Raw genomic sequence first — 26325 nt, 5'->3', positions numbered from 1 at the left:
CATACGGTCTCAGACCGTACATCCCGAAGGGAATAGCGAATTTCATCTTGAATTCTAAAAAACGAAAAACTAATGAGGCGAATAAATGAATAAATTAAAAACCCTATTCGCATATGGAAGTGTTATTAGCAGCCTGGTGTTGCTAAATAATGTATATGCACAAACAACCGGAATTAGTGCGAGTAAAAATGCGCAAAATAAAATTGTGCTTGATTACACCTTCAGCGAACGCAAAACCGGCGGTATGTGGTTAACCGCTTATGAAAATGGCAGTTACTCCTACACCACCATCAGCGGCGCAACCGAAACCAGTTTAGCCAATGGTTACTGGCGCTACGTTTACACCACCAATTTGCAATGCGACACCGGCGATCAGTTTACGCTGCGTGTGCAAGGTAACTACAGTAGAGTAGACTGGCTACCCGGCCCAACAGATACCAGTTTCTACAGCTATAACTGCGCGAACACTGGCTCATCTTCTTCTGCATCTTCAGTTGCTTTGCCCGCAAGCGCGCCAGTTATCAATGCAACCGCTGGTAACGCTAGCGTTGCATTGAGTTGGAGCGCAGTTGCCAATGCAACCAGTTATCGCATTAATTATGGTTTTGCAACAGGTGCATTAAATTCCGTATTAACAACAACCGGAACTAGTATTAATGTAGGTGGATTAAACAATGGCTTCGCGTATGACTTCACGGTTACTGCCATCAACAGCGCCGGTGAAAAAACAAGTGCACGCGTAACCAGAACACCGCAAGCGCCAGCATCATCAGTTGCTCCATCATCAACACCGGCAAGCTCTTCTCGTTCAAGTTCAAGCGCTGCACCAGCAAGCTCTGTTGCTAACTCAAGTTCGAATGAATTGCCTGCTGCATCAACCCGTTTAGAAAATGGTGTGCTTATTTCCAATTTTGCTGAACGCTATCGCGTGCGCCATGAATTAAGCGGCAATGATTTTAATAATTTTAATATTGAATATTGGGTGGGGCGTTTTGGTTATGTTGAGCTGCGCGATTACACCCGTGCAGAAGCCGCATCACAACGGCAAGCTGCCTGCGGTACAACAGAAGCTTGTGTAGTGGTGACATTAACCGGCGCTGTACCTGCAGCAATGACCGATTCATCCGGCGCAACCAAAAGTTGTAACCAGCAGGTGCCGAACTGGCGTTATCACAAATACTATGGTGATGAAACCAATTTTGAATACGGTTATGTGATGGATATTGTGTTGCCGAACGGAACTGTAGTTCCCGCATGTAATGCAACACAAGCGCAGCGCACCGCCGCGACCAAATGGCGTGCCGTCATGCAGCGCTGGCAACATATTAATCGCCCGTTTGAGCATGGTGCGCAAATTGAATTCGAAACCACTATCAATTTTGATCGCGCGCAATTAACCGGCGATAACGTCAATTACTACGGTCAAACATTTAAATATGTGTTAGGTGAAGGTTTCACGGTAAACAATCGCGATTCCGCCATTGGCCCGTTAAATGTAAATGACAGTTTTGCAAAACTCGGTGGCAATACCACTGTGCCACAATTATCCGCTACCGGTGGAGTACAGCAACGTTTTGCTTACATGCAGCACGCTTACAATATCGGCGCAAACCATATTGCTGATTGGTTAATGGGGCGCCGTATATTGCACACCAATATGATTAACGGCAGTCACCTTGAACAATTTATGCCGGGGCCACAAGCGCAGGGCGGTAATTTGCCCATGTCGGAACTGGCGAATCTCGCTACCAATCCTATTCAACCAACCTGCACCGGATGCCACACATTAAATGCATCGGGCAATATGCAAACAGGCCAAAATGTTGTGCCCCCCAAAATGATTGGATTGGGTTTGTTAGGTGCAATTCCCGATGCGACTATTGAAGGTTGGGCCGCGCAAAATGGTGGTCGCGTTAATCGTGTAACGGTAAATGGCCAGCAACAAATTGGCCGTTACGGATGGCGTGCAGAAACAGTGAGCTTGCGTCATCAAGTTGCCAAAGCATTAAAAAATGATATGGGTGTAGGCAGTAGCTTCTCCGGTTTTGGCCCACAGGAAATTTCTGATCAACGCTTGGATCAGTTGGTCACTTATTTGAAATTATTATCCGTACCTGTACCGCGCACTAATCTCACCACTCATGCAGGTCATCAACAATTTATCAATATGGGTTGCGGTGGTTGCCACAAAATGACGGTCACTACCGGTGTGGATGCGAGCTTCCCAGAGTTGAGCAACCAAACGATTCACCCTTACACCGATTTGTTGCTCCACGATTTAGGCGAAGGTGAATTCCGCACCGCTCCTTTATGGGGTGTTGGGTTGAGTGGTTATGTTCGCTCTGGCAATGCCAGCAGTTTTTCGCTAATGCACGATGGTGCATCCACCACCTTGGAGGCTGCGATCAGTCGCCACAATGGTGACGCGGCAACCGCCAAGGCAAATTACAACGCGGCATCGGCAACCAACCGTCAGGCATTGATCAATTACTTGCAGCAATTGTAAATAGCGGTTTTTTTACAATCAGTGATTTGCATGTTAGGCAGCTTCGGCTGCCTTTTTTGTTTTCTTCTGTTGTTTGGCGCTGCAGGTAGGTAAAGCTCGGTAAAGTCCTTCTGTTTATCATGGTCATCTATTAGGATTTCTGCACAACAAAAATTAAAAGACCTGACATAACAATAAACAGACTGGATTTTTCCGTAGGAGACCTGGATGAGAACGCTATTACCCCGATATTCGCTATTGTTATCCCTTTCATTCTTTACCGGCCTTGTTACGTTATTGAGTGGTTGTGTAATGACCCCGAATAACCAAACAAGTGAAACATCAAAAGACCAACTAACCCTTCCCAGTACTTCCGATATTACTGCGGTTGCTAATCGCGCTGCGGATTGGCAGTTAGCGCACATGGAAAATTTTGATTATGTGCGAACCTTTCGCGACCATACCGAAAATCCACATGGCTGGATTCAGGGGGCGTTTTTTGTCGGCTTGACCCGTTGGGCAGAGCACACCAGCAATCCGGATTATTTACAGGCTCTGGTTGCAAAAGGTGAGGCGAATATATGGAAAATCGGCGAAAAAGATTGGCATGCGGATGATCAGGTGATTGGTTATACCTACGCTGCAGTTGCTGCGCGAAAAAATGATTTAACACTGGTCGCGCCAACGCAAAAAGTCTTTAAAAAAATCATGGCAAATCGCGCAACTCATAGTCTTGAATACACATCAGACCCAACAGGTGAAGGTGAAGCTACTTGCCAGCGCCGCTGGTGTTGGTGCGATGCCTTATTTATGGCGCCGCCAGTATGGGCTGCGGTGGGCAAGTTAACCGGAGATCCCGCATATTTAAATTATGTGGATGAAGAATACCAAGCGACTATCGACTATTTATTTGATAAACAAGAGCACCTGTTTTATCGCGATGGCCGCTTCTTTGAGCGTCGCAGTAAAAACGATAAAAAAATATTCTGGAGTCGTGGAAACGGTTGGGTGTTTGCTGGTTTGCCATTGTTGATAGAACAAATTCCAGCTAATGATCCACGCAAACAAAAATACGAAAACCTGTTTAAAACTATGGCAGCGAGCTTGGTAAAACTGCAACAACCCAACGGTTTTTGGCCTTCATCCTTATTGGATAAAGATGAGTTCAATGTTCCTGAAACCAGTGGTACCGGTTTTATGACCTTCGGCCTTGCATGGGGAATCAATAACGGATTATTAAATCGCGATGATTATTTGCCTGCGGTTACATCTGGCTGGAGAGGTTTAGCGTCTACAGTCAATGAATCCGGCAAGCTTGGCTGGGTACAACAAGTCGGTGCATCCCCAGAAAAAATATTACCGGAAGATACGCAGTTGTATGGCGTAGGTGCGCTGTTGTTGGCGGCATCGGAAGTGAGTCAGTTGTAAGTGGTTATTGATGTGCTCACTCTTTATAGAAAGAGTGAGTAATCTTTCGGTTATTAAAACCACTTTGGATAGCTTTTGTAAGGAAAATTTATGAAATCAACTCACTATTTAGCAATCGCAGTTAGATTGTTTTCGGTAATTTTATTTCTATATGGGGTGAAGAATTCATCATTTATCTTTTCTTTAATATTTGATTTGGGTAATCAAATTCCTATATCCACCTGGAGCTTTGCTATTGCTTCAACCGTATTGCCTGTTGTTGCAGCTAGTTTTCTGTGGATGTTCCCGATGTTAATTGCAAATGCTTTGATAAAGCCAGAAATGGATCAATTGGTTGAGCCCATTTCTGTGAAATCCGCGCTTGCTGTGTTGGTGTCAGTAATAGGATTGTTTTTTTTATTTAATGGAATAATAGATTCTGTGTATTGGATGACTCTCTGGAAACTGGCAAATAGTCACGATAGTGGTGTGGTTGGGAATTTTCACTTTGGGTCTGAAAATATATCAAGTATGGTAGCTACAGGTGTAGAGCTACTATTATCTGCGTTTTTAATTTTAAAGTCTCGTGCCTGTGCATATCACATGCTTCGTTTTGCAAGTTAGGAATGTTATTACGTGAATCCCGAAATAGAGAAAAAATACCAACGTTTACGTTCCTTGTTTTTCGGCTTGGGTATTCTTGCTGCGGGCATGCTGTTTTTGTTTGGTGTAAGCAACATGCTCAGAAGTAATGCTGCTGCAAAGTGGGATGTGCATGAAGGTGTTGTCACCACTGAAATGCGCCGAAGCTTAAATTATTTTGGCGGCGCTTGGCTGGAGTATTCCTACGAAATTAACGGCAATAAATACAAGGGAACACAAATAGGTTACGGCATTAGTCGCCCGAAACAGGAATTAAAGAAAGGGCGGGTGGTACGGGTTTATGTCGATCCCAATAATTACAATTTAGCCGTGCTGGAAGTTGGCTTTGCCAAAAGCCATTTTATCGCGTTGGTGTTTTCTGTGGGGTTTGTGTGGATCGCCTTTGTAATTTGGCGCAGAACCGCCTGATTTAAATACGTTTTAACCCTGATTATTTTGCTTTTCAGGGTTTTCATTTTCCTGAGCGTATTGCTCGTCATCTTTTCCCAAACCATTTCTTTTGGCTTTCTTTTCAATAAAAACCTCAGGCTTTTTAATCGCATCCAGATCAACAAGCTTGTTGGTTATCCCCTCAAAAATAGTCCCCCACAGCTCAGTGTTATGCCGTTTGCTGCGTAAATACTTTATGTAGGCGTTGCCAATAAAAACGAGCGCGAAAAACGTTAAGGTTATTCCCAAAAGAATGTAATTGCTGTTGCTCATAACGCCTATGCTCACATTGAAGTTCCTTGTGAGCTTCAATATTGAGATGGTTTTTGTGATTTCAATGGCGATAGAATTGGAAACTGCTTTTGCAATTTGACAGAATGAAGGCAGGTTAAGGGGATCAATTATTGATTAGGAGAAAAATAGATGAGACATGCGGTTACGTTAATAATACTGACAGCGCTTTCAGGGTGTGGTCTTATTCCTGTGTACGAACCATATTCCTTTCAAACTTCAGGCTCGGCATCCTCTAATAAAGCGGTAGTTTGGGGGCTGCATGATAAAGAGTTTATCTTGTTTAAAAAAATTAATGGAAAGCAGCTGCCATCTCGAAATGGTGCAGGTGTTCCTCTTTCAGTTGAGCTGGAACCAGGTGCTTACGAGCTAGAGATACTATATATCAACCCATTGGGCGCTTTTGATACTACAAAAGCAGTCAAGATCACGGTTGATAAAGGCCATACTTATACGGTTAACGCTAATATGATCGCGGGTAAGCGAGATGCTGAAATAAAAATTGAGGATCTCGGAACTAGTAAAAAATGCCACTTCGAGCAGTACCATAAAATTAATGGTGCGGCGCATAGAATATGTAATTAGATAAATGTATAAGATGCCATCAGTGTTGCAGCAGAAAACCATCTGTGTGGAGTAAGTAAATGAAGAATATCGTTGCAACACTTGCGGGAGGCTTCCTGTTGGGGAGTATATTCCTCGCACCTTCACTCGGCATTGCGTGTACAAAAGACGAAGCCTTCGGATTCAAATTTGGCAATCCCGTTCCACGCCAAGCAAAAGATGTTAAAGAATTCTACTTTCAGGGAGGAGTAGGTGCAGGCAATGTACGTCGGAGTTTTCAAGTGGCGGTACCGTCTCCCATGGAGCATTTTCCCGATTACGTTTATTGGTCAAATCGGGATCGCAAAGCGGTGCACTCAATCGTCGGGTTCAGGCAGTTAATCAGCGATAAGACGTTATTGAGTGATGAGGTGTACCGCACTTCGGTTCTGGAGAAGACCAAAAACGAGATCGCTCAACTCCATGAAGAGTGGGGAAAGTTGTATGGGATTGCATACAAACAAACCTCTCAATCGGGGCTTACTTGGAGTGGCGAGAATGAGTACGTCCGTTCAACGATCGGAATCTATGGCGGAGAGTATCTCTATATAGAATGCACCAACAAAGCGTTGCACCAAATCGCAACTGAAATTGCTTGGAAAAGTGAGTTAAAGCAGTAATTCTGACTCAGCTAAATAAAAACTTAAACCGATTCCCTTTCAATAATCGTGTAATCCAATACACGATTATTTTTTACTTTAATATCCAGCAATGTATCTGCTTTAATTTTCTCGATTAACAAATCCACCGCTGCAATTGCCATATTTTTAATGGGCTGTTGCACAGTGGTGAGTTGTGGCCAGATGGTGGTCGCGATGTTGGTATCGTCGAAGCCGGCGACAGCGAGTTGTTGGGGGATCTCGATGTGTTTGCGGTGCGCGACTGCGACAACGGCAGCGGCCATATCGTCGTTACTGGCGAAGATGGCGGTCAGTGCCTGGTGTTGCAATAATTTTTCTGCGGCAACCATTCCCGAGCTGAAACTGAAATTACCTTCAGCGATGAAATCATCATTCAAATTGAGTTGATGTTTTTTAATTGCATCGCAATAACCTTTAAAGCGCGAATCGCTTACGCCTTGGTGCGCATCGCCTTTAATAAAGCCGATATGTTTATGGCCGCGCTGGATTAACAGCTCGGTCATTTCAAATGTTGCGCGGTAATCGTTAATGGTGACGTAAGACGAACGATCCAATTCAAGGCCGGGGCCTACACGTACATAGCGCAAGCCGGCTTTATCCAGCGCATTTAATAAGGGTAAGTCATCGCTCAGTGGGGGCGGGATGATAACGCCATCCAAATCGTAGCGATTGCAGAGGTGTTTAATGTGTTGTTCGAGGTTGGATTCCTGATAGGGGCACTGCTCAATGACCAATTGATAGCCCAACTCATTGCAGCGCTTGAGTGTGCCAATCAAATATTCGCTGATAAAACTCCCGAGCGAGTTATCGTACAAAAAACCCATTAAATAGGATTGTGTGCCGGAAAGACTGCGCGCAGAAACGTTCACGCGATAATTTAATTTCTCTACCGCTGCCATTACCCGATTGCGTGTTTCTTCGCTGACCTTAGGGTCTTTGTTAAGCACGCGCGATACCGTCATTAAAGAGACATCGGCTAGGGCGGCGACTTCTTTCATGGTGGTGTTTTTGGCTTTACTGGCGGAGGGCGGTTTGCTCATATTTTTTATGGATAGGGCAGGCTGGAATCGGATTAAGTAATGCTTGGCTTTGTATCACACTCATGCGGCGAGGGCTATGGAGTATGGGGCGAAAATCCCGCATTTTGTGCTAGTATGCGCCCACTTTAACCATCGCTGGGGCTGCTGATCATGCATTGTCCGTTTTGTAGCGCGGAAGATACCAAAGTTATCGATTCTCGTTTGGTGGCAGAGGGCGATCAAGTTCGCCGTCGCCGCGAGTGTTTATCCTGCCATGAACGTTTTACTACCTTCGAGGTGGCGGAATTGGTGATGCCGCGCATCATCAAACAAAACGGCACCCGCGAACCTTTTGATGAAAACAAACTCCGCGCCGGTTTGCTGCGCGCATTGGAAAAACGCCCGGTCAGCATTGAGGCGATCGAGTCTGCTATCAACCACATCAAGCACTTTTTACAGGCGACCGGCGAGCGTGAAGTGAAAGCGTTGTTGGTGGGTGAAAAAGTGATGGAGCAGCTGCAAAAACTCGATGAAGTTGCTTATGTGCGTTTCGCATCTGTGTATCGCCGTTTCAAGGATTTGAACGAGTTCCGGCAGGAAATTGATCGCCTTGAGCAGCAGCCTGAAACAGAGCAGACCAAGCAATAACCTGCGGTGCAAAATACCGCCTTCTTTTAACCAACGATTTTCCCCCAATGGCTATTACTGCAGCTGATGTTGATTTTATGGCGCGCGCTTTCCGCCTTGCGGAGCGCGGCCTTTACACCACCATGCCCAATCCGCGTGTGGGCTGTGTGCTGGTAAAAGACGGCCAGGTCATTGCAGAGGGTTGGCATGAGCGCGCAGGTGAACCTCACGCTGAAGCGAATGCTCTACTAGCAGCAGGTGATAACGCACGCGGTGCGACGGCGTATGTGAGCCTTGAGCCTTGCAGTCATCACGGTCGTACGGGCCCTTGTTCGCAGGCTTTGGTGGATGCCGGTGTGAGCCGCGTGGTGTATGCGATGGAGGATCCCAATCCGCTGGTGTCTGGCCGTGGTATCGAAATTTTGCGCACAGCGGGCATTGTGGTGGATGGTCCGGTACTGGAAAACGATGCGCGCGCATTAAACCCGGGTTTTATCCGTCGTATGGAGCGCAAGCTGCCCTATGTACGCTGCAAAATGGCGATGAGCCTTGATGGCCGTACGGCGATGGAGTCCGGTGAAAGCAAGTGGATTACTGGCCCCAAAGCACGTGCCGATGTACAGCGTTTGCGTGCCCGCTCGTGTGCGATTATTTCTGGTGTAGATTCCATCCTGCAGGACAATGCCTCACTCACTGTGCGGGTTGATGAATTGGGTTTGCCCAATGCGGAAGCCGCAGCGGCCAAACAACCGTTGCGAGTGATTCTGGATTCACAGCTGCGCACACCGCGCAACGCATTGATGTTCAAGCAAGCGACCCCCATATTGTTGGTGCATAACGGGCAAGTGGATGCGGCACTGTTAAGTGGCTGGCCAGATTTTGTCGAGCTGATCGCACTGCCCGCTAAAGATGGCCGCATCGACTTGCAAGCGCTCTTGCGCGAACTCGCCCTGCGCCAATGCAATGAAGTTCTGGTGGAGGCCGGTGCTACGCTCGCAGGCAGTTTTTTACGTCGCGGCCTGCTGGATGAAATCATTATCTACATGGCTCCCAAACTGCTCGGTAGTCATGCGCGCCCTTTGTTTGGCTTGCCGTTAGAGACCATGTCGGCATCGCTTTCGTTAAAGATCAACGATATCCGCGCCGTTGGCCGCGATTGGCGCATCACCGCCGTGCCGGATACTGAATACTAGTCGTGAAGGTAAATTTGTGAACGATCAAACCCCTGATTCCCAACCTGAATTCCAGCCTCATCAACCGGCCGTGGATAACACCGCTTCTTACGGCAAGCGCTTTGGTGCGTTTGTGATTGATACCGTATTGATGATGGTCGCGCTGGTGTTCTTTTTACAGTACCTCGGCCTTGATCCTTCCCAATCAAACGATATGGAAGCGGCGCAAGCCGAGATGATCCAAAAGCTGCAAAACCTGCCGGATTCCAGCAAGCGTTTGCTCGCGTTTTCCCCGATTATCACGTTTTTCCTGTTGCATGGTTTTTTACTGCATCAATTCGGCCAAACCATCGGCAAGCGAATTCTGGGTATTGCCATTGTGACCATGGATAACCAAAAGCCTCTATTTCTGATGTTGATCTTGCAGCGTTATGTATCGCAATGGTTGATGGGTATGGTGCCGGTGATTGGTTTGCTGCTGCGCCTGGCGGATATCGTGTTTATTTTCCGCGCTGACAAGCGCTGTATCCACGATCACTTGGCCAAAACCAAAGTGATTGATTTGCGCATTCCTGTTGCTGTTACGGGCAAGCCTAACAGCATCATCGTTTAACACCGTATCGTTTACGCCACTTTTTCTACAGCACTACTTATAAAGCACCTGTTATAGACAGCAACGTGGTTTAACTACTCGCACAGAGCCGAGGCAGATTATGTTTACCGGGATTATTGAAGCGATTGGCGAGGTTGTCGCCCTGCAGCCTAAAAATGGCGACCTGCGCTTGCGCATCAAAACTAACAATCTGGATTTGGGTGACGTGCGCCTGGGGGATTCCATCGCCACCAACGGTGTGTGTTTGACTGTGGTTGAATTACCGGGTGATGGTTACTGGGCAGATGTCTCGCGCGAGACGCTGGACAATACCACCTTGCCCGGTTGGAAAGTCGGTCAGCGCGTCAACCTTGAGAAGGCGCTGACACCACAAACGCGCCTGGGTGGCCACATTGTCAGCGGCCATGTGGATGGTGTTGGTGAGGTGGTGAGCCGTCACCCCGATGCCCGCTCGGAGCGTTTCCGCATTCGTGCGCCCAAATCACTGGCAAAATATATCGCCCATAAAGGGTCAATCACCGTGGATGGTACTAGTCTTACGGTTAACAAAGTGGATGGAGCCGAGTTTGAGTTGAATATCGTCCCCCATACCTTGCAATGGACGATTATGGATGGCTACAAAACAGGCACCCAACTCAATCTGGAAGTCGATGTGCTCGCCCGTTATCTGGAGCGTTTGATGCTCGGTGACAAAGCGGCAGAGAGCGAAGGGCAGGGCATCACCCTGGAGTTTTTGGCGAAGAATGGATTTATGTAATTGGCAATTCGGGATTTCCTATGCAACTTAATACCATTGAAGAACTGATCGAAGACCTGCGCCACGGCAAGATGGTTATCCTGATGGATGACGAAGACCGCGAGAATGAAGGCGATCTGATTATGGTTGCCGAGCAGGTGCGCCCGGAAGACATCAACTTTATGGCGACCTATGCGCGCGGCCTGATCTGCCTCACGCTCACCCCTGAGCGCTGCAAACAACTGGATTTACCGCTGATGGTGAGCGATAACAAATCCCAGCACACCACCAATTTCACGCTCTCCATTGAAGCGGCTGAAGGGGTCAGTACGGGGATTTCCGCAGCGGATCGCGCCCTTACTGTGCGCGCGGCGGTAAGGGCTAATGCCAAGCCAAGCGATATCGTCCAACCCGGCCATATATTCCCGCTCATGGCACAGCCTGGCGGCGTGATGAGCCGTGCGGGGCACACAGAGGCTGGTTGTGATCTGGCGCGTCTGGCCGGTTTTGAGCCGGCAGCGGTCATTGTTGAGGTGATGAACCCCGATGGCACCATGGCGCGCAGGCCGGATCTTGAGCAATTTGCCGAGCAGCATGGCTTGAAAATCGGTACCATTGCCGACCTTATTCACTATCGTGCCACCAAAGAAAAGACGGTTGCCTGCATTAATACCCGCAAGGTGGAAACGATTTACGGCGACTTTGATTTGCATACCTACCGCGATCTGGCGCGCGGTGACCTGCACTTTGTAATGACCAAAGGTGAAATCGACGCCGAGCCAACACTGGTGCGAGTGCATGTGATGGATATCGCGCGCGATGTGTTGAGCCTCAAGCGCACCTCGGTTGCGGGCGGCAAAAGCTGGACCTATCAGGATGCACTGCGCAAAGTCAGTGAAGAAGGAAAAGGCGTTGTTTTGCTGATTTGCCACGATGAGTCCACTACAGAAGTGGAAGACAGCATCGACTGGCTGATATCCGGTAAGCAAATGCGCCGCAGTTCCGAAGTGCTCTACAAACAAGTCGGCACCGGCTCGCAGATTTTGCGCGATCTGGGGGTGCGCAAAATGCGGGTGATGTCCGCCCCAATGCGTTATTCAGCCCTCTCGGGTTTTGATTTGGAAGTGGTGGAATATATTTGTCCGGAAGGCGATTGATTTGTTATCGCCCCTCCGCATTGTTGAACAAGATGTTTGATTATTTTTGAGAAAATATTATGAGCAATATCAAAGTGATTGAAGGTGATTTTTCTGCATCTGCCGGTAAGTATGCGTTGATCGTCAGCCGTTGGAACAGCTTTGTTGTGGAAAGTTTAAAAGACGGTGCATTGGACACTTTGCGTCGTCATGGCATTAAAGATGAAAACATCACCATCTATTACGCACCGGGTGCGTTTGAGTTTCCATTGACGGCACAAAAAATCGCAGCAAAAAAAGAATTCGATGCAATCATCGCATTGGGTGCTGTGATCCGTGGCGGCACTCCGCATTTTGATTACGTTGCAGGCGAATGCACCAAAGGGTTGGCGCAAGTGTCTTTGCAATACGGTGTGCCGGTAACCTTTGGTGTATTGACGGTGGATTCCATTGAGCAAGCCATCGAGCGCTCTGGCACCAAAGCGGGCAACAAAGGTGTAGAGGCTGCATCAACCGCGCTGGAAATGGTTTCGCTCTTCGGCAAAATCTAGTTTTAAAAACTGAATTTCAGTTGTTATTTTTATGTCATGCCCGTGCACGCGGGCATTCAAGTTCTTTATCAGGTAATTGTTCATGACTACTTCTTCAGGTCAAGCCGGAGCTTCTGCGCAAAAAGGCCACACCGCTGCGATCCGCCGTATGGCTCGCCATTATGCAATGCAAGCGCTTTATCAATGGCAAATGGCAGGTTCCAGTATTAATGCGATCGAAGCGGAATTTCGCACTGACAATGATATGAGCAAAGTAGACGTGGAATACTTCCATGAAATTTTGCACGCTGTGCCTGAACATTTAAGCGATCTTGAAGCGCTGTTTACACCTTATTTGGTTGATCGCTCACTGGATGAGTTGGACCCCATCACTCGTGCGCTGCTGCGTATGGCTACTTATGAATTGAAATTTCGTATTGATGTGCCGTACAAAGTGGTCATCAATGAGGCCGTATCTCTGGCGAAAAAATTTGGTGCTGAAGACAGCCACAAATTTATCAACGGTGTGCTTGATAAAACTGCATTGGTGCTGCGCGCCATCGAAGTGAAAGCGGAACGCAGCCGTTAATTGACTGGCGTTCCATTGTCTATCATTCACTAATCACTATTTTTTATTGTGCCCGGCGAATTCCAGCTTATCCGACAATTTTTCCAGCGCGAGCAAGCCGAGCAGCCTGCCGCAGGTGTATTGCTGGGCATTGGCGATGATTGCGCGCTATTGGATATTCCGGTTGGAAAACAATTGGCAGTATCAGTGGATACTTTGGTTGCGGGCGTGCATTTTCCCACAGATGCAGATCCGGAGTTAATTGCTGAGCGTGCACTGCGGACTAATTTAAGCGATCTTGCGGCAATGGGTGCTGAGCCACTTTGGTTTACGCTGGCGCTGACGTTACCGCACGCCGATGAAGAATGGCTGCGCAGTTTTAGCCGTGGATTATTTGCATGCGCGCGCGACTATAAAATTGCGTTGGTGGGTGGCGATACAACCTCAGGCCCGCTCAGTATTACAATCCAGGTGATGGGCGCAACTGCACCGGGTGCTGCGCTGCGGCGTGATGGTGCCAATATCGGCGATTTTATTTTGGTCACCAACACTCTTGGCGACGGCGCTGCCGCGTTGGCTGCAATCCAAAAGACTCACATCTTTGCTGATGAGCACACCGATTATTTGTTGCAACGTTTTTATCGCCCTACACCACGCTTGGTTGAGTCTGCGATGATTTGCACAATTGCCAGCAGCGCGTTGGATATTTCCGATGGCTTGGTCGCTGACTTGCAACACATTTGTGATGCCAGCGATCTGGGTGCGGTAATCGATGTAGAAAATGTGCCTCTGTCTCCTGCATTGCAATCGCTGAATAATGTACCGCAAGCATTGGAGTGGGCACTCAGCGGTGGTGATGATTACGAGCTTTGCTTTACCGTACCACCTGAAAAAATGGCCGATATCGCCATGTTAATTGCTCAAGGCAAACTACAGGCAACGGTTATTGGTGAGATGGTCGCTGGCAACAAAGTGATTTGTGAATATGAAGGCCAGCCATTTGAATTAACCAAAACTGGCTACCAGCATTTCTAATGCGTCGTATTTGTTATTTTTTCAATGGTATGTGAAGTGGTGTACTGCTGATGATATGTGTTAAACAATGAATACACCCAGCCTTAAACAAGTGTTTGCCAATCCTTACCATGTGTTTGCATTTGGTTTTGGTAGCGGGCTCGCGCCTAAAGCGCCCGGCACTTTCGGTACACTCGCCGCTATTCCATTATTTATGTTGCTGCTTCAAGACCTCACATGGCCGCTATACCTGCTGTGGTTACTGGTCACTTTTGCGTTGGGTGTGTTTTGGTGTGACCGTTCATCCAAAGCACTGGGCGTACATGACCATGGCGGAATTGTATGGGATGAATTTGTCGGTTTCTGGATTACCATGTTTATGGCACCGGCAGGATGGATGTGGATAGTGATTGGTTTTGTTTTGTTTCGTGTGTTCGATATTGTAAAACCCTGGCCAATTAGCTGGCTGGACAAAAAAGTTCACGGTGGCTTTGGCATCATGATTGATGATGCGCTTGCCGGAGTTTACGCACTGATAGTACTGCAGCTGATTGCGTTTTCTGTGAGGTTCCTGTGACCGTTACTTATGTAGAATCATCCAAATTGCCAACCCCTTGGGGTATTTTTGTCATGCATGGTTTTTGTGATGAAGAAAATTACAAAGAGCATGTTGTACTCACCATGGGTGATCTCACCAGCGAAGAGCCATTGCTTGCACGCGTGCATTCTGAATGTCTGACGGGCGATGCGCTGTTTAGTATGCGCTGTGATTGCGGTCCGCAATTACAAGCGGCGATGCACAAAATTGCGCTGGCGGGGCGCGGCGTGATTTTTTATTTGCGTCAGGAAGGGCGCGGTATTGGTCTGCTCAATAAAATCAAAGCCTATCATTTGCAAGATCAGGGGGCAGATACGGTAGAGGCGAACGAGCAATTGGGTTTTGGTGCGGATATGCGCGATTACTCGATTCTTAAACCCATGCTTGAGCATTTGAATATCAAAGCCCTGAAGTTGCTCACCAACAATCCGCGCAAAGTAAAAGCACTGCAGGATATGGGCATCAACGTGGTTGAGCGTATTCCGCATCAAACCGGACGCAACCCGCACAATGCCAAATACCTCGAAACCAAAAAAGGTAAGCTGGGACATTTATTTAATACAGAAGATGATGAATAAATTTTTAGTTCATCTTGTTCAAATCATTTCTTGTTGAGATAAAAACAATGACACGAATTGCAATTGCTGGCGCTGCTGGCCGTATGGGTAAAGCGTTGATCGAATCTACCCATAAAAATCCTGAAACCACTTTGACTGCTGCAATTGTTCGCCCAGGTAGTTCATTGATTGGTGTGGATGCCGGTGAGTTGGGTAATGTCGGTAAATTAGGGGTGCAGATTGTGGGCACACTCGCGGAAGTTATTGATCAATTTGATGTACTGATTGACTTTAGTTCGCCTGCGGCGACCTTGGACAATGTAAAACTCTGCGCTGCACACAACAAACCCATTGTGATTGGCACCACCGGATTCAGCGCAACAGAAAAAGCGGAATTGTTAAGTTATCAAACACATATTCCACTTTTGCTATCAGCGAATTTTTCGACCGGCGTGAACCTGTGTTTTAAATTATTGGATCTTGCTGCACGCGTTTTGGGTGATGACTACGATGTGGAAGTGTACGAAGCGCATCATCGCCATAAAGTAGATTCACCATCGGGCACTGCAGTGCGCATGGGCGAAGTGCTGGCAAATGCATTGGAGCGTGATTTGGAAAAAGTGGCAGTGTATGGCCGCGAAGGGCAAATCGGTGCGCGCCCGCGCGATACCATCGGTTTTGCCACCGTGCGCGGAGGCGATGTTGTGGGCGATCACACGGTCATGTTTATGGCCGATGGCGAGCGTGTTGAAATTACTCACAAAGCATCAAGCCGTTTGGCATTTTCCAATGGCGCAGTGCGCGCAGCGATTTGGCTGCAGCAACAAAAAACAGGCTTGTTTGATATGCAAGATGTTTTAGGTCTGCGTTAACTTTTTCAAAACCTGTTAGGCCTTTCTTCAAACCTGTTAAACAAAGGAACCGTGTATGGCCGGTGCCAGTCTGCTTGCGTTGTTGGATGATATTGCCACGGTACTGGACGACGTGGCCGTCATGACCAAAGTTGCTGCGAAAAAAACGGCGGGTGTATTGGGCGATGATCTCGCCCTGAATGCGCAGCAAGTACAAGGTATTCGCGCTGAACGTGAATTACCCGTGGTGTGGGCGGTAGCAAAAGGGTCAGCACTCAATAAATTAATACTGGTTCCTGCCGCGTTGTTAATTAGCGCGTTTGTGCCTTGGTTAATCGTGCCTTTGTTGATGATAGGCGGTGCCTATTTGTGCTTTGAGGGTTTTGAAAAACTGGCACATAAATTTTTGCACTCCAAAGAAAAAGACAAACAACATCGTCATGAACTGATTGAGGCTCTCGCCAACCCGGATGTGGACATGGTGGCCTTTGAGAAAGAAAAAATTAAAGGCGCTGTACGCACCGATTTTATTCTCTCTGCTGAAATTATTGTTATCGCATTAGGAACAGTTGCTGCCGCCACTTTTGCCAAGCAAGCTGCTGTTGTTGTGAGTATCGCCATCATAATGACAATCGGTGTATATGGTTTTGTTGCGCTAATTGTGAAGTTGGATGATATGGGCGCGCATCTGTGTAAAAAACAAAATGCCACAGCCCAGTTTTTTGGTAATGTCTTGCTTGCTGCTGCGCCGAAATTGATGAGGTTTTTATCAATACTGGGTACTGCAGCGATGTTTATGGTCGGCGGTGGAATTGTGACTCACAACATCGCCCCTATCCATCATGCAATTGAGTTAGCTGCTCACGCAACTGAGCCTCTTGGATGGCTGACTTCATCGCTGCTGAATGGGATAGCAGGTGTTTTTATTGGTGCGTTTGTGCTGCTTTGTTGGTCTCCCTTGCATACGCTTTTCAAGCGAGGCAGCGCTAAGCTTTGATGGCGCTGTTAATTAATTCGCTCACTAGTTGGTTTTGTATCTGGCGTTTTACCGTTACCGCATAGAAGTTTTCATACACGTTGGGCAGAGTCAGGTAGTTCACCAGCCGACCCTGCTGCAATTCATCTTTTACTACCACATTGGGCATTACTGCCAGCGCGCCGGTGTCGCGCGCTAACAGGCGCAGCATGGCCATGTCATCGGCTTCGGCGACTATGCGCGGTTTGAATTGATGTTGCGCGCAGAAGCTGTCGAACGCTGAGCGAACCGGGCTTTCGCTGACGGGCGCGACCCATTCGTGATCCTTGTAGCGGCTGGAAAAGGCTTTGCCGAGCGGCAGGTCGGGCGGGCCGACAATCGCCACGGGTTGGCGTGCAAGTAGTTGGCATTGCCAGAGTTCCTTGTTGGTGCCCAGCACCTGAATGTTGGTGAGTGCTAAATCAAATTCGTGGTTTGCAACCGCATTGAGCAAATTCACTTGGCCGCGCGCGTGCAACATGTATTTAGTATTGGGGCGACGAATCAGCGGCTCGATAAAACTCTCCACAAAATTCCGCGACATGGTTGTGAGCACACCAATCCTCACGGTGAGCAGTTCCGGCTGGATGCCCTTGCTCAATAAGGATTCCAATTCCTCACCGCGTTTAAAAATTTCCTCCGCATACACCAGCGCACTTTGCCCGCTCTCGGTTAGCCGCAGTTGCCGGCCTTCACGCACAAACAATTCCACACCCATAGTCGCTTCCAGCTGGCGAATCTGCGCCGAGAGTGCCGATTGTGAAATATGCAGCGCCTCGGCGGTTTTGGTCAGGTTGCCCTGTTTGGCCACGCGCCAGAAATAGTAGAGGTGATGGTAATTGAGTTTGCTCATAGCAATGCCTGCGGATTATTGTTCGTTAAAAGTGAACGATACGTTGATAATTATGTATTTTACCGATGGTTTCAGCTAGCTCAAAATAGCCCCAATACGTAACGCTCGGGGGTAAATAATGACAATCAATGATCTGGTTTCTTGGAATGTCGCGCTCTGGGCGCTGTTGTTAATACCGCTGCTCATTAGCGCAATGGCGGCACGCAGCTGGGGTTGGGCGCTGGCAACGCACGCGGCAGGTTTTAACCTGCTTTTGACTGCAGGTTTATGGCTGATCGCACTGGAGGAACCATTGCAAAGCGGTTTGCTGCGCTTGGGCGTGCTGCAGGCAACGCTGTTAGTGCTGGTGAACTTTTTGGGCTGGATTATCTACCGCTATGCCGCCACTAACTTTCAAGGCGATAGCGACGGCGCGCGTTTTCTGCGCTGGTTAACGCTGACCCTGCTCGCCGTACAAACCCTGCTGCTGGTAGATCATTTGGTACTGTTTTGGGCGGCTTGGGTCGGTGTCAGCCTGAGTTTGAATCAGCTGCTCTTGTTCTATCCGGATCGCCCGCGCGCACTCTTGGCCGCGCACAAAAAATTCCTTATCGCGCGCGCCTCCGAGTTGCTGTTAGCACTCGCGATTGGTCTGCTGTATAGCCAATTCAATAGCTTCTCCTTGTCACAGATCATGGCGCAAATCGCCCAGCTGCGGGCCGAGCAACTGAGCTGGCCGCTGATGTTGGCGGCGCTCTGTGTGGCGCAGGTGGCGCTGCTCAAATGCGCCCAGTTGCCGCTGCAGGGTTGGCTGATTCAGGTGGTGGAATCGCCCACTCCAGTCTCCGCTTTGCTTCACGCCGGGGTGATTAATTTGGGCGGTGTGCTCTTGCTGTTATTTGCGCCCTTGCTCAGCCAAGTGGTGGCCGCCCAGTGGTTATTGCTGCTGGTGGCGGGGCCATCGGCGGTACTCGCGGCGCTGATTATGACTACCCGTATCAGCATCAAGGTGCGCTTGGCTTGGTCCACCTGCGCACAAATGGGGTTAATGCTGGTGGAGTGCGCCCTCGGTTTGTACGAATTGGCGCTGCTGCATCTGATCGCCCACTCCTGCTACAAAGCGCGCGCGTTTTTGGCCGCCGGTAGCGCGGTGAATGAGCAGTTGGAGCAGTCAGTGGGCGATGCCTTGGGCAGCGCGCGTTTGCCGAGTTTGACTCAATGGCTGGGTGCGACGCTGCTGGTGGTGCCACTGGTAGCAGGGCTGGTTTGGTTGGCGCAGAGCTATTTATTGACGAATGCCGGTAGTGACGCGATCAGCGGCTCGCTGGTGCCTTGGGTGATTTTATCCCTCGCGCTTGTCACTCTGGTTGCCCAAGGGCTGGCGCAACAGGCGGCGCTCTCCCGTCACTGGTGGCACCCCATGCTGGCTGGCTTGCTGTTGGCGGCGGCCTTGGTCGCGCTTTACCTCGCGCTTAAAACCGGTTTGGCGCAGGCGTTGGAGCTTGCCCCCAGAGCAGCCAATCTCTGGGCGGATCTGTGGGTCTGCAGCCTGTTGCTGGTGCTTATGCTGGCGAGTTACAGCTTGCAGCGCTGGCCGCTCAATACCCAAGTTCGCCGCCTATGGATTGCCTTAAACGCCGGTTTGTATCTGGATGAATGGATGACCCGCTTCACCCTGCGCTGGTGGCCAGTGACCCTGACCCCCGGTGCCGCCCAACCCTCTTTTCTTGATGTCGAGGTGAAATCATGAGTGCGCTTGCTACTCGTTTGCCGAACACCGCCTTAGCGCTTGATGCCTTTGCCTTGCGCGCCGCCCAAGCCGCCAGCGCGCGTATCGCGCCAGTCTGGCCGCTCGATAAAACCGTCGCCGTAAACCCTTGGTGGCACTGGCGCGACACGCCCATGAGCCAAGTGGCGGCGCGCTTGGCCAGCCTGCGCGCTGTGCGCCTGCTCATGCCCAAGGCCTATTACCGTCGCCAGTTTCCTGAACCTATTAGCACCGAGCAGTTGATACTGGCGGCGCGTGAGTTGGGTGTGGCGGCATCGCCCCAAGCCTTGGTGGATTACCTGAACGAGCCGGAGCATTTGCCTCAGTGGAAAAACCTGAGCGATTGGCTGGATGAGCAGCCCGCCCAAGCCACCAAAATGCCCTGGCGCGACGAGATCACCCAGCAGATCAGCCAATCTTGCGGCCTGTTCTACAGCTACCCCGAGCGACACCCCAAACCGCTGGAAGCGCCCGGCAGCTTTTACAGCTTTTGGCGCGATATCATTCAGCAAGACGCGGGCTTGGCGATTTTGATGGAAGCGCCTGAACTGCACGGCTTTTTCCTCAGCCTGCCAGAGAGCCCGGCGGCGGTTATCAGCCATATGTATAGCGAGTTACAACAGCAGGGCGTGATTGATGAGGCAGGGTTTGAAAAATACTGTCTGGCGCTTCTGCTCGACATTAACGGCTGGGCGGCGGTGTTTGCTCGCAGCGCCCAGCAGGGAGCGACTGACGCCCAAGGTTTGAATTGCTTGGGCGATTTGCTCGCCGTGAGGCTCGCGTGGGAGTGGGCGCTCTGGTGGTGGCTGGCGCAACCCGCGCAACAAAATATCGCCGTGCGTGCGCAGTTTATTGAGCAATTCCAGCAAGCTATGTTGCGTGAAGCGGTGTGCCACCAGCGTCAGCAGTACCTCTGGGTATGGCAGCGCGCGCTGGAGTTGAGCCAGCAGGCGCAGTTTGCGCAGCAGCTCACCCGCGTTGAACCGCTCACACCCACTATGGTGCAGGCTAGTGCAAGCCTCGCGCCGGCGCTGCAGGCGGTGTTTTGTATTGATGTGCGCTCCGAGCCTATGCGCCGCGCGCTGGAATCGGTCTCGCCAGATATCCAAACCCTCGGTTTTGCCGGTTTTTTTGGCCTACCCATCGCCTATCAACCTATGGCGACGCCCCTGCAGAGGCCGCAGTTGCCGGCGCTCTTGCAGCCCGCTCTCAGTGCGCGCCCGGTGTTGCAAGCCGGTTGCCAGCAGCGCCAGCTCAAACCGCTGCTGGGCAAGCGCGCCAAAGCCAATACCGGCGCACAGGCCGCCGCCAGTTTCGGCTGGGTGGAGGCCAAGGGCATAGTGGATGGTCTGCGCCTGCTCGCCCAGAGCTTTGGCTACCAGCATGATGCCAACCCGCTCAACCAGTTTGCCAATATCAGCGGCTGGGAATTGTGGCGCGCTGGCGAACCGCTATCGCCCCCAGAGATCGCCAATCTGCTTGCCGGTGTGCTGCGCCATATGGGGCTGACCCAAGGCTTTGCTCCGCGGGTGTTACTGGTCGCCCATGGCAGTTGCACCGCCAATAACCCGCTCGCGGCCGGTTTGGACTGCGGTGCTTGCGGCGGGCAGTCGGGCGAGGTGAATGTGCGCGTGTTGGCCTATTTCCTCAATCTCGCGCCGGTGCGCGAAGCATTGGCGGCACAGGGCATTCATATTCCTGCGGCGACTCGTTTTGTTCCCTGTTTGCACAATACCACCAACGATGACATAGAGTGGTTTGCCGCACCCGATGAGCCCGCCCAAGCTGCCGAAGAAACCTGGCAGCGCTGGTTGCAGGCGGCCAGTGAGCGGGCGCGGGCGCAGCGTGCCGGTGCCATGGCGATTAGCGCTACCACGCCCGATGCCCGCGCGCGCGCCTTTGCCGAGCGCACCCGCGACTGGGCGCAGCTGCGGCCAGAGTGGGGCTTGGCCAATAACGCCGCCTTTATTGTCGCCCCCCGGGCGGCGACCCGCGGCCTGAATCTGGGCGGCCGCGCCTTTTTACACGACTATCACTGGCAGGCGGATAAGGATTTTGCGACCCTCGAATTAATCATCACCGCGCCCATGGTGGTCACCCAGTGGATCAACCTGCAGTACTACGCCTCCATGACCGACAACCTGCATTACGGCAGTGGCAACAAGTTGCTGCATAACGTGGTGGGTGGCAACCTGGGCGTATTCGAGGGCAACGGCGGCGATCTGCGCATCGGCCTGCCGCTGCAATCCCTGCACGATGGTAAAGACTGGCGTCATCAACCGGTGCGCCTGAATGTCTACCTGGCAGCGCCCCGGCAGGCGATTGCGGCGATTATCCAACGCCACCCGGATATTGCCGCGCTTATCAACAATGACTGGCTCTACCTCTTCCAGTGGGACAGGGAGCAGCGCAGCATCAGCCGCTATTACCGTGGGCAATGGCACGCGTTGCCCAGACATGAGTATCCAGCGCCGACACTGACATCAACGCTGACTTCAGTGCGGGGCAGCTTATGAGCAGATCTATGACTCATCTTCAAGCTCTTGAAGCTGAAGCAATTGCTATCTTGCGCGAAGTGGCTGCGAGCTTTGAAAACCCCTGCATGTTCTACTCCATTGGCAAGGATTCCACGGTCATGCTGCATCTGGCGCGCAAGGCATTCTGGCCTGCGCCTGTTCCTTTTACCTTGCTGCATATTGATACCACTTGGGAATTCGCTGAAATGGCACGGTTCCGCGATCAGTTGGCAGAGCGCCTGAAACTGAAGCTCAAGGTACATATTAATGAGGAGGCACTGGCGCAGGGCGTTCATCCGATTTTATCCGGCTCGGTAAAGTACAACGACCAAATGAAAACCCTGGCGCTCAAGCAGGCATTGCGCCAGTACAAGTTCGATGCGGCGCTGGGTGGTGCGCGCCGCGACGAGGAGAAATCCCGCGCCAAAGAGCGTGTCTTCTCGGTGCGTGATGCTCATCAGGGGTGGGACCCAAAAAACCAGCGCCCCGAGCTGTGGGATTTGTATAACACCCGCCTAAACCCCGGCGAGACTGTGCGCGTGTTTCCACTCTCCAACTGGACGGAGTTGGATATTTGGCTCTATATCCTGCGCGAGAATATTGACCTGGTGTCGCTCTATTTTGCCGCGCCGCGCCAGAGCTGGATCAGCGAGGAGTCGGGGCAGGTGTTTATTCTGGATGACGAGCGCATGCTGCCGTTTCTCACCCCCGCCGAGCGCGACTCCATCGCGGTGCGGCAAGTGCGCTGTCGCACTTTGGGCTGTTATCCGCAAACCGGTGCAGTGCTGAGTGGCGCAGCTGATGTGAGCGCGATTATCGAAGAACTGTTACTGAGCAAAACCAGCGAGCGGGAAGGGCGCATGCTGGATAAAGACCAAGTCGGTTCTATGGAAAAGAAAAAGCGCGAGGGCTATTTCTGATGTCATCCAACCCGCACATCGAACCATTTCATGGTGCGCATTTTGGCCTGCTGAGCCTGCATGACAAGGCACCTATCATCGCCCCTTTACTGGCTGAGCGCTGGCAGGCTCACCTGACCAATACCACGGCTTTTGATACCGATAGCCTGGGTACTTTTAGTGGCGAAGTAGAGCGCCGCCTGTCGCCCCTTGAATGTGCGCTGCGCAAAGCGCGGTTAGCGGTGGAGTTGACCGGTGCCGATTTCGGCTTGGGCAGCGAAGGCAGTTTTGGCTCTGTACTGTGGGGCTTAAGTGTCATCAATCAGGAGTTGGTGGCTTGTGTGCCTGCCAGCGGCGACTGGTTTGTTGTGGGCTGTCATGCAGAACCGGTGGCAGTCTCGGAATGTCAGTATGGCGATAGCGAAGCGTTTGCCCGGTTTTGGTCGGATTTGCCCGCAGGGCAGGGGGTCATGCTGATTGGAGAAGGGTGCATCGCCAAAGCAATTGCCTCGCGCGCCGATGCCGATGCGCAGCTTGCCCAGTGGTACGGTGAACAAATTCCGCCGCAATTACGTATAGCCTATGACTTGCGTGCGCATCAATCGCCTTTGCGCAGGAATACCATCGCCCGTGCTACAACCAATTTGTTGGCGCGAATGGATAGCCGGTGCAGTGTTTGCGAGCTCCCGGGCTTTTGGCCTGACCAGACGGAAACCGGTTTACCCTGCGGTGATTGTGGCTACCCAACCAACAGTGCGCGCGCCCGTGTTGCACACTGCAAAGGCTGCGGTTATCGACTGTCTACGCCGGTAACTGCGGTTTATGCCGATCCGGCGACCTGTCCGCTTTGTAATCCCTGATCGAGTAGCGATTCATGACGATATTGTTGAATGCCAATGTGGAAAGCGATCTGGCCCAGGCTGTTCAGTTGCTTCGCGGGGGGAAATTGGTCGCAGTGCCGACCGAGACTGTCTATGGATTGGCGGCCGATGCGCGTCAACCTGAGGCTGTGCGCGCAATTTTCACGGCCAAGCAAAGGCCCGACCATCACCCGCTTATTGTGCACTTGGGCGACATGGCGCAGCTTGACGATTGGGCACTGCGTATTCCTACATCGGCGTGGGAACTAGCCAAACAATTCTGGCCGGGGCCACTGACGTTAGTGCTTGAAAAACGGCACTCAGTGCACGGAGTCATTACGGGGGGAAAGAATACGATCGCCCTGCGGATGCCCGCACATCCTGCTTTGTTAAATCTGCTCAGATACGGTGATCTCTCGCTTGCCGCCCCTTCGGCAAATCCCCACAAGCACTTGAGTCCAACCAGTGCTGCCCATGTCATGGCTACCATGGGTGGGAAATTGGCCGCGGTATTGGACGGAGGTGAATGCGTATTGGGGATTGAGTCCACCATTGTTGATTTGACCGGCGATGAACCACGTGTACTTCGCTCCGGGCCAATCACCCCAACGCAGCTGGCAGAAACGCTTGGTTGCCCGGTCGCCTGTCCGCTTCAGCACAGCATCGCGGTACCTGGTAACATGCCGGAACACTATCGCCCCCGCACACCTCTGCGTCTTAAAACCGCACAGGAGATACAACAAGATGCCAACTACCCTGTTGCGCGTATGTTGCTGACGCTGAACGCAGATCGGGAAAATTTCAGTTTTGCTCTGACGCGGGTTATGCCGAGCGACAAGCCTTCTTATGCGCGGCTACTGTATCGCGCACTGTATGAGGCGGACCAATTGAATGTGCGTGAGATATGGGTCGAGCTGCCGCCCTCAACAGAGGAGTGGTCCGATGTTGCAGACAGACTGATGCGAGCGAGCCGTAGTTGATGGCAATTCTGATAGACATGCTGGCGTGAGTCCCGTAGAATTCGCAGCCAGATTGCGCCGAGCCAAAAGGCAGGCAGCAGAAAAATACAAAATGGTTCGCACAAGAACATAAAAAGGCGAGATGAGATTTGGGTTTCATCTCGCTTTTTTACAACCAAACGTTTTGCATTCAGATTAATTTTGCCTTTATATACAACGACTTATCGCGCTGATTCCCTTAATAAAGGAGCAATGCGACCGGATTGTTGAGCCCAAAGAAAGTGAATTCGAACCGGGCGTAGATATAAAGGTCTGATGGAAATACGTTTGGCAGCTAGCCGCTTTCAAGCCAAAACCCAGCCAGCCCAGGAGGTTGTTTTGACTACTCAGGAATCCGCCCCGAAGAAGGCCATTCTGGTCCTCGCCGACGGTAGTGTGTTTCGTGGTACCGCTATAGGTGCCGAGGGTTTATCTGTTGGTGAAGTAGTGTTTAACACTGCCATCACCGGTTATCAGGAAATCCTTACCGATCCATCCTATGCCCAACAGATCGTTACTCTCACTTACCCCCATATCGGCAATACCGGTACCAACCCTGAAGACGAAGAATGCGAACGCATTTGGGCAACTGGTTTGGTTATTCGCGATTTGCCACTGCTGGCAAGCAACTTCCGCAACACAGAAAACCTTTCCGATTATCTTAAAGCACGCAATCTAATTGGTATCGCTGATATTGATACCCGTCGCCTGACGCGTTTGTTGCGCGACAAGGGTGCGCAAAACGGCTGCTTGATGGCGGGCGATGATGTGGATGAGGCCAAAGCCTTGGCTGCGGCGAAAGCATTTGGCGGTTTGAAAGGTCTTGATCTAGCTAAAGAAGTGACAGTAAGCAAAGCCTACCAGTGGAATGAAAGTACTTGGAAATTGGGTGAGGGGCACACTGCTCTGACGGGCACTAAGAAATTCAAAGTTGTCGCTTACGATTTCGGCGTTAAGCGCAACATCCTGCGCATGTTGGCTGATCGCGGTTGCGACCTGACCGTCGTTCCCGCTAAAACGACGGCGGCTGAAGTATTGGCCATGAATCCAGACGGTATTTTCCTCTCTAACGGCCCTGGCGATCCTGAGCCATGTACCTATGCCATCGAGGCGATCAAATCATTCCTTGAAACCGATATTCCGGTATTTGGTATCTGTCTCGGTCACCAATTGCTGGCGCTGGCATCGGGTGCCAAAACCATCAAGATGAAATTTGGTCACCATGGCGGTAACCATCCGGTACAAAATCTCGACACCCAGCGTGTATTGATCACCGCACAAAACCACGGTTTTGCGGTAGAAGAGAGCAGCTTGCCTGCCAATCTGCGTGCGACCCACAAGTCGCTGTTTGATGGTTCCCTGCAAGGTATCCATCGCACCGACAAGCCTGCGTTCAGCTTCCAGGGGCACCCTGAAGCGAGCCCCGGCCCGCACGAAGCCGACACTTTGTTCGATCACTTTATTGAATTGATGCAAGCCCGCAAGTCTTAATCGGAG

The 26325-nt window shown here is 50.9% G+C and carries 27 protein-coding genes; 24 read left to right on the top strand and 3 right to left on the bottom strand.

Annotation, left to right across the window (positions count from 1 at the left end):
- Positions 1 to 85: 85 nt before the first annotated feature.
- The 4 genes from VC28_RS09910 to VC28_RS09895 all read left to right on the top strand — a co-directional run bounded on the left by VC28_RS09910 (position 86) and on the right by VC28_RS09895 (position 4963).
- Positions 86 to 2506, top strand: a complete 2421-nt coding sequence (locus VC28_RS09910; RefSeq protein ID WP_049630496.1) for a di-heme oxidoredictase family protein — start codon at positions 86 to 88, stop codon at positions 2504 to 2506.
- Between the two features lie 207 nt (positions 2507 to 2713).
- Positions 2714 to 3913: a glycoside hydrolase family 88/105 protein gene (locus VC28_RS09905; protein WP_082191485.1), complete on the top strand. Its 1200-nt coding sequence runs from the start codon at positions 2714 to 2716 to the stop codon at positions 3911 to 3913.
- 90 nt (positions 3914 to 4003) lie between these two features.
- Positions 4004 to 4516 (top strand): hypothetical protein, encoded by a 513-nt coding sequence (locus VC28_RS09900; RefSeq protein ID WP_049630494.1) that lies wholly within the window; start codon positions 4004 to 4006, stop codon positions 4514 to 4516.
- Between the two features lie 12 nt (positions 4517 to 4528).
- Positions 4529 to 4963: a DUF3592 domain-containing protein gene (locus VC28_RS09895; protein ID WP_049630493.1), complete on the top strand. Its 435-nt coding sequence runs from the start codon at positions 4529 to 4531 to the stop codon at positions 4961 to 4963.
- A 12-nt stretch (positions 4964 to 4975) separates the two neighbouring features.
- On the opposite strand, the gene VC28_RS09890 is transcribed toward VC28_RS09895, so the two are convergent.
- A complete protein-coding gene (locus VC28_RS09890; RefSeq protein ID WP_156184315.1) occupies positions 4976 to 5272 on the bottom strand; it encodes a hypothetical protein in 297 nt (98 codons plus the stop codon).
- Positions 5273 to 5407: 135 nt separating this feature from the next.
- Between VC28_RS09890 and VC28_RS09885 the strand changes: the two genes are divergently transcribed.
- Both VC28_RS09885 and VC28_RS09880 read left to right on the top strand, forming a co-directional pair.
- Complete coding sequence (locus VC28_RS09885; RefSeq protein ID WP_049630491.1) at positions 5408 to 5860, top strand: hypothetical protein; 453 nt, start codon at positions 5408 to 5410, stop codon at positions 5858 to 5860.
- A gap of 59 nt (positions 5861 to 5919) precedes the next feature.
- Positions 5920 to 6498: a hypothetical protein gene (locus VC28_RS09880; RefSeq protein ID WP_049630490.1), complete on the top strand. Its 579-nt coding sequence runs from the start codon at positions 5920 to 5922 to the stop codon at positions 6496 to 6498.
- Positions 6499 to 6521: 23 nt separating this feature from the next.
- On the opposite strand, the gene VC28_RS09875 is transcribed toward VC28_RS09880, so the two are convergent.
- Complete coding sequence (locus VC28_RS09875; RefSeq protein WP_049630489.1) at positions 6522 to 7559, bottom strand: LacI family DNA-binding transcriptional regulator; 1038 nt, start codon at positions 7557 to 7559, stop codon at positions 6522 to 6524.
- A gap of 150 nt (positions 7560 to 7709) precedes the next feature.
- Between VC28_RS09875 and nrdR the strand changes: the two genes are divergently transcribed.
- The 12 genes from nrdR (at position 7710) to VC28_RS09815 (ending at position 16937) form a co-directional block, all read left to right on the top strand.
- On the top strand, positions 7710 to 8186 hold the full coding sequence (gene nrdR / locus VC28_RS09870) for a transcriptional regulator NrdR (protein WP_049630488.1): 477 nt from the start codon (positions 7710 to 7712) through the stop codon (positions 8184 to 8186).
- A 47-nt stretch (positions 8187 to 8233) separates the two neighbouring features.
- Entirely contained in the window at positions 8234 to 9358 is a 1125-nt protein-coding gene (gene ribD, locus VC28_RS09865; protein ID WP_049630487.1) for a bifunctional diaminohydroxyphosphoribosylaminopyrimidine deaminase/5-amino-6-(5-phosphoribosylamino)uracil reductase RibD, read from the top strand.
- A gap of 16 nt (positions 9359 to 9374) precedes the next feature.
- Positions 9375 to 9950 (top strand): RDD family protein, encoded by a 576-nt coding sequence (locus VC28_RS09860; protein ID WP_049630486.1) that lies wholly within the window; start codon positions 9375 to 9377, stop codon positions 9948 to 9950.
- Positions 9951 to 10050: 100 nt separating this feature from the next.
- On the top strand, positions 10051 to 10707 hold the full coding sequence (locus VC28_RS09855) for a riboflavin synthase (RefSeq protein WP_049630485.1): 657 nt from the start codon (positions 10051 to 10053) through the stop codon (positions 10705 to 10707).
- Positions 10708 to 10727: 20 nt separating this feature from the next.
- Positions 10728 to 11843, top strand: coding sequence for a bifunctional 3,4-dihydroxy-2-butanone-4-phosphate synthase/GTP cyclohydrolase II (ribBA, locus tag VC28_RS09850; protein ID WP_049630484.1), 1116 nt, complete (start codon positions 10728 to 10730; stop codon positions 11841 to 11843).
- Between the two features lie 59 nt (positions 11844 to 11902).
- The gene (gene ribE, locus VC28_RS09845) at positions 11903 to 12373 is read left to right on the top strand and encodes a 6,7-dimethyl-8-ribityllumazine synthase (protein ID WP_049630483.1); all 471 of its coding nucleotides are present in this window, start codon (positions 11903 to 11905) and stop codon (positions 12371 to 12373) included.
- 82 nt (positions 12374 to 12455) lie between these two features.
- Positions 12456 to 12941, top strand: coding sequence for a transcription antitermination factor NusB (nusB, locus tag VC28_RS09840; RefSeq protein ID WP_049630482.1), 486 nt, complete (start codon positions 12456 to 12458; stop codon positions 12939 to 12941).
- A gap of 48 nt (positions 12942 to 12989) precedes the next feature.
- Positions 12990 to 13955: a thiamine-phosphate kinase gene (gene thiL / locus VC28_RS09835; protein ID WP_049630481.1), complete on the top strand. Its 966-nt coding sequence runs from the start codon at positions 12990 to 12992 to the stop codon at positions 13953 to 13955.
- A gap of 67 nt (positions 13956 to 14022) precedes the next feature.
- Entirely contained in the window at positions 14023 to 14511 is a 489-nt protein-coding gene (locus VC28_RS09830) for a phosphatidylglycerophosphatase A family protein (protein ID WP_049630480.1), read from the top strand.
- Entirely contained in the window at positions 14508 to 15110 is a 603-nt protein-coding gene (gene ribA / locus VC28_RS09825) for a GTP cyclohydrolase II (RefSeq protein WP_049630479.1), read from the top strand. Before VC28_RS09830 ends, ribA begins: the two co-directional genes overlap by 4 nt.
- Positions 15111 to 15157: 47 nt before the next feature.
- Positions 15158 to 15961, top strand: a complete 804-nt coding sequence (gene dapB, locus VC28_RS09820) for a 4-hydroxy-tetrahydrodipicolinate reductase (RefSeq protein WP_049630478.1) — start codon at positions 15158 to 15160, stop codon at positions 15959 to 15961.
- Positions 15962 to 16016: 55 nt separating this feature from the next.
- Complete coding sequence (locus VC28_RS09815) at positions 16017 to 16937, top strand: DUF808 domain-containing protein (protein WP_049630477.1); 921 nt, start codon at positions 16017 to 16019, stop codon at positions 16935 to 16937.
- On the opposite strand, the gene VC28_RS09810 is transcribed toward VC28_RS09815, so the two are convergent.
- Entirely contained in the window at positions 16927 to 17808 is an 882-nt protein-coding gene (locus VC28_RS09810) for a LysR family transcriptional regulator (RefSeq protein WP_049630476.1), read from the bottom strand. The two genes, VC28_RS09815 and VC28_RS09810, sit on opposite strands and share 11 nt — an antisense overlap.
- 118 nt (positions 17809 to 17926) lie before the next feature.
- Here VC28_RS09810 and VC28_RS09805 point away from each other — a divergent pair, with 118 nt between their 5' ends.
- The 6 genes from VC28_RS09805 (at position 17927) to carA (ending at position 26319) form a co-directional block, all read left to right on the top strand.
- Positions 17927 to 19537, top strand: coding sequence for an NADH-quinone oxidoreductase subunit L (locus VC28_RS09805; protein WP_082191483.1), 1611 nt, complete (start codon positions 17927 to 17929; stop codon positions 19535 to 19537).
- On the top strand, positions 19534 to 22071 hold the full coding sequence (locus tag VC28_RS09800) for a DUF2309 domain-containing protein (protein WP_049630475.1): 2538 nt from the start codon (positions 19534 to 19536) through the stop codon (positions 22069 to 22071). The genes VC28_RS09805 and VC28_RS09800 overlap by 4 nt, the downstream gene beginning before the upstream one ends.
- Entirely contained in the window at positions 22068 to 22991 is a 924-nt protein-coding gene (cysD, locus tag VC28_RS09795; protein WP_049630474.1) for a sulfate adenylyltransferase subunit CysD, read from the top strand. The genes VC28_RS09800 and cysD overlap by 4 nt, the downstream gene beginning before the upstream one ends.
- Positions 22991 to 23830 carry a DUF6671 family protein gene (locus tag VC28_RS09790; protein ID WP_049630473.1) on the top strand — a complete coding sequence of 280 codons (840 nt, stop codon included), beginning with the start codon at positions 22991 to 22993 and terminating at the stop codon, positions 23828 to 23830. Before cysD ends, VC28_RS09790 begins: the two co-directional genes overlap by 1 nt.
- A 14-nt stretch (positions 23831 to 23844) precedes the next feature.
- Positions 23845 to 24810 carry an L-threonylcarbamoyladenylate synthase gene (locus VC28_RS09785; protein WP_049630472.1) on the top strand — a complete coding sequence of 322 codons (966 nt, stop codon included), beginning with the start codon at positions 23845 to 23847 and terminating at the stop codon, positions 24808 to 24810.
- 294 nt (positions 24811 to 25104) lie between these two features.
- A complete protein-coding gene (gene carA, locus VC28_RS09780; RefSeq protein ID WP_231591700.1) occupies positions 25105 to 26319 on the top strand; it encodes a glutamine-hydrolyzing carbamoyl-phosphate synthase small subunit in 1215 nt (404 codons plus the stop codon).
- Positions 26320 to 26325 lie beyond the last annotated feature (6 nt).

This window comes from Cellvibrio sp. pealriver (assembly GCF_001183545.1).
Lineage (GTDB): Bacteria > Pseudomonadota > Gammaproteobacteria > Pseudomonadales > Cellvibrionaceae > Cellvibrio.
This window is presented reverse-complemented; position numbering and strand designations above follow the sequence as displayed.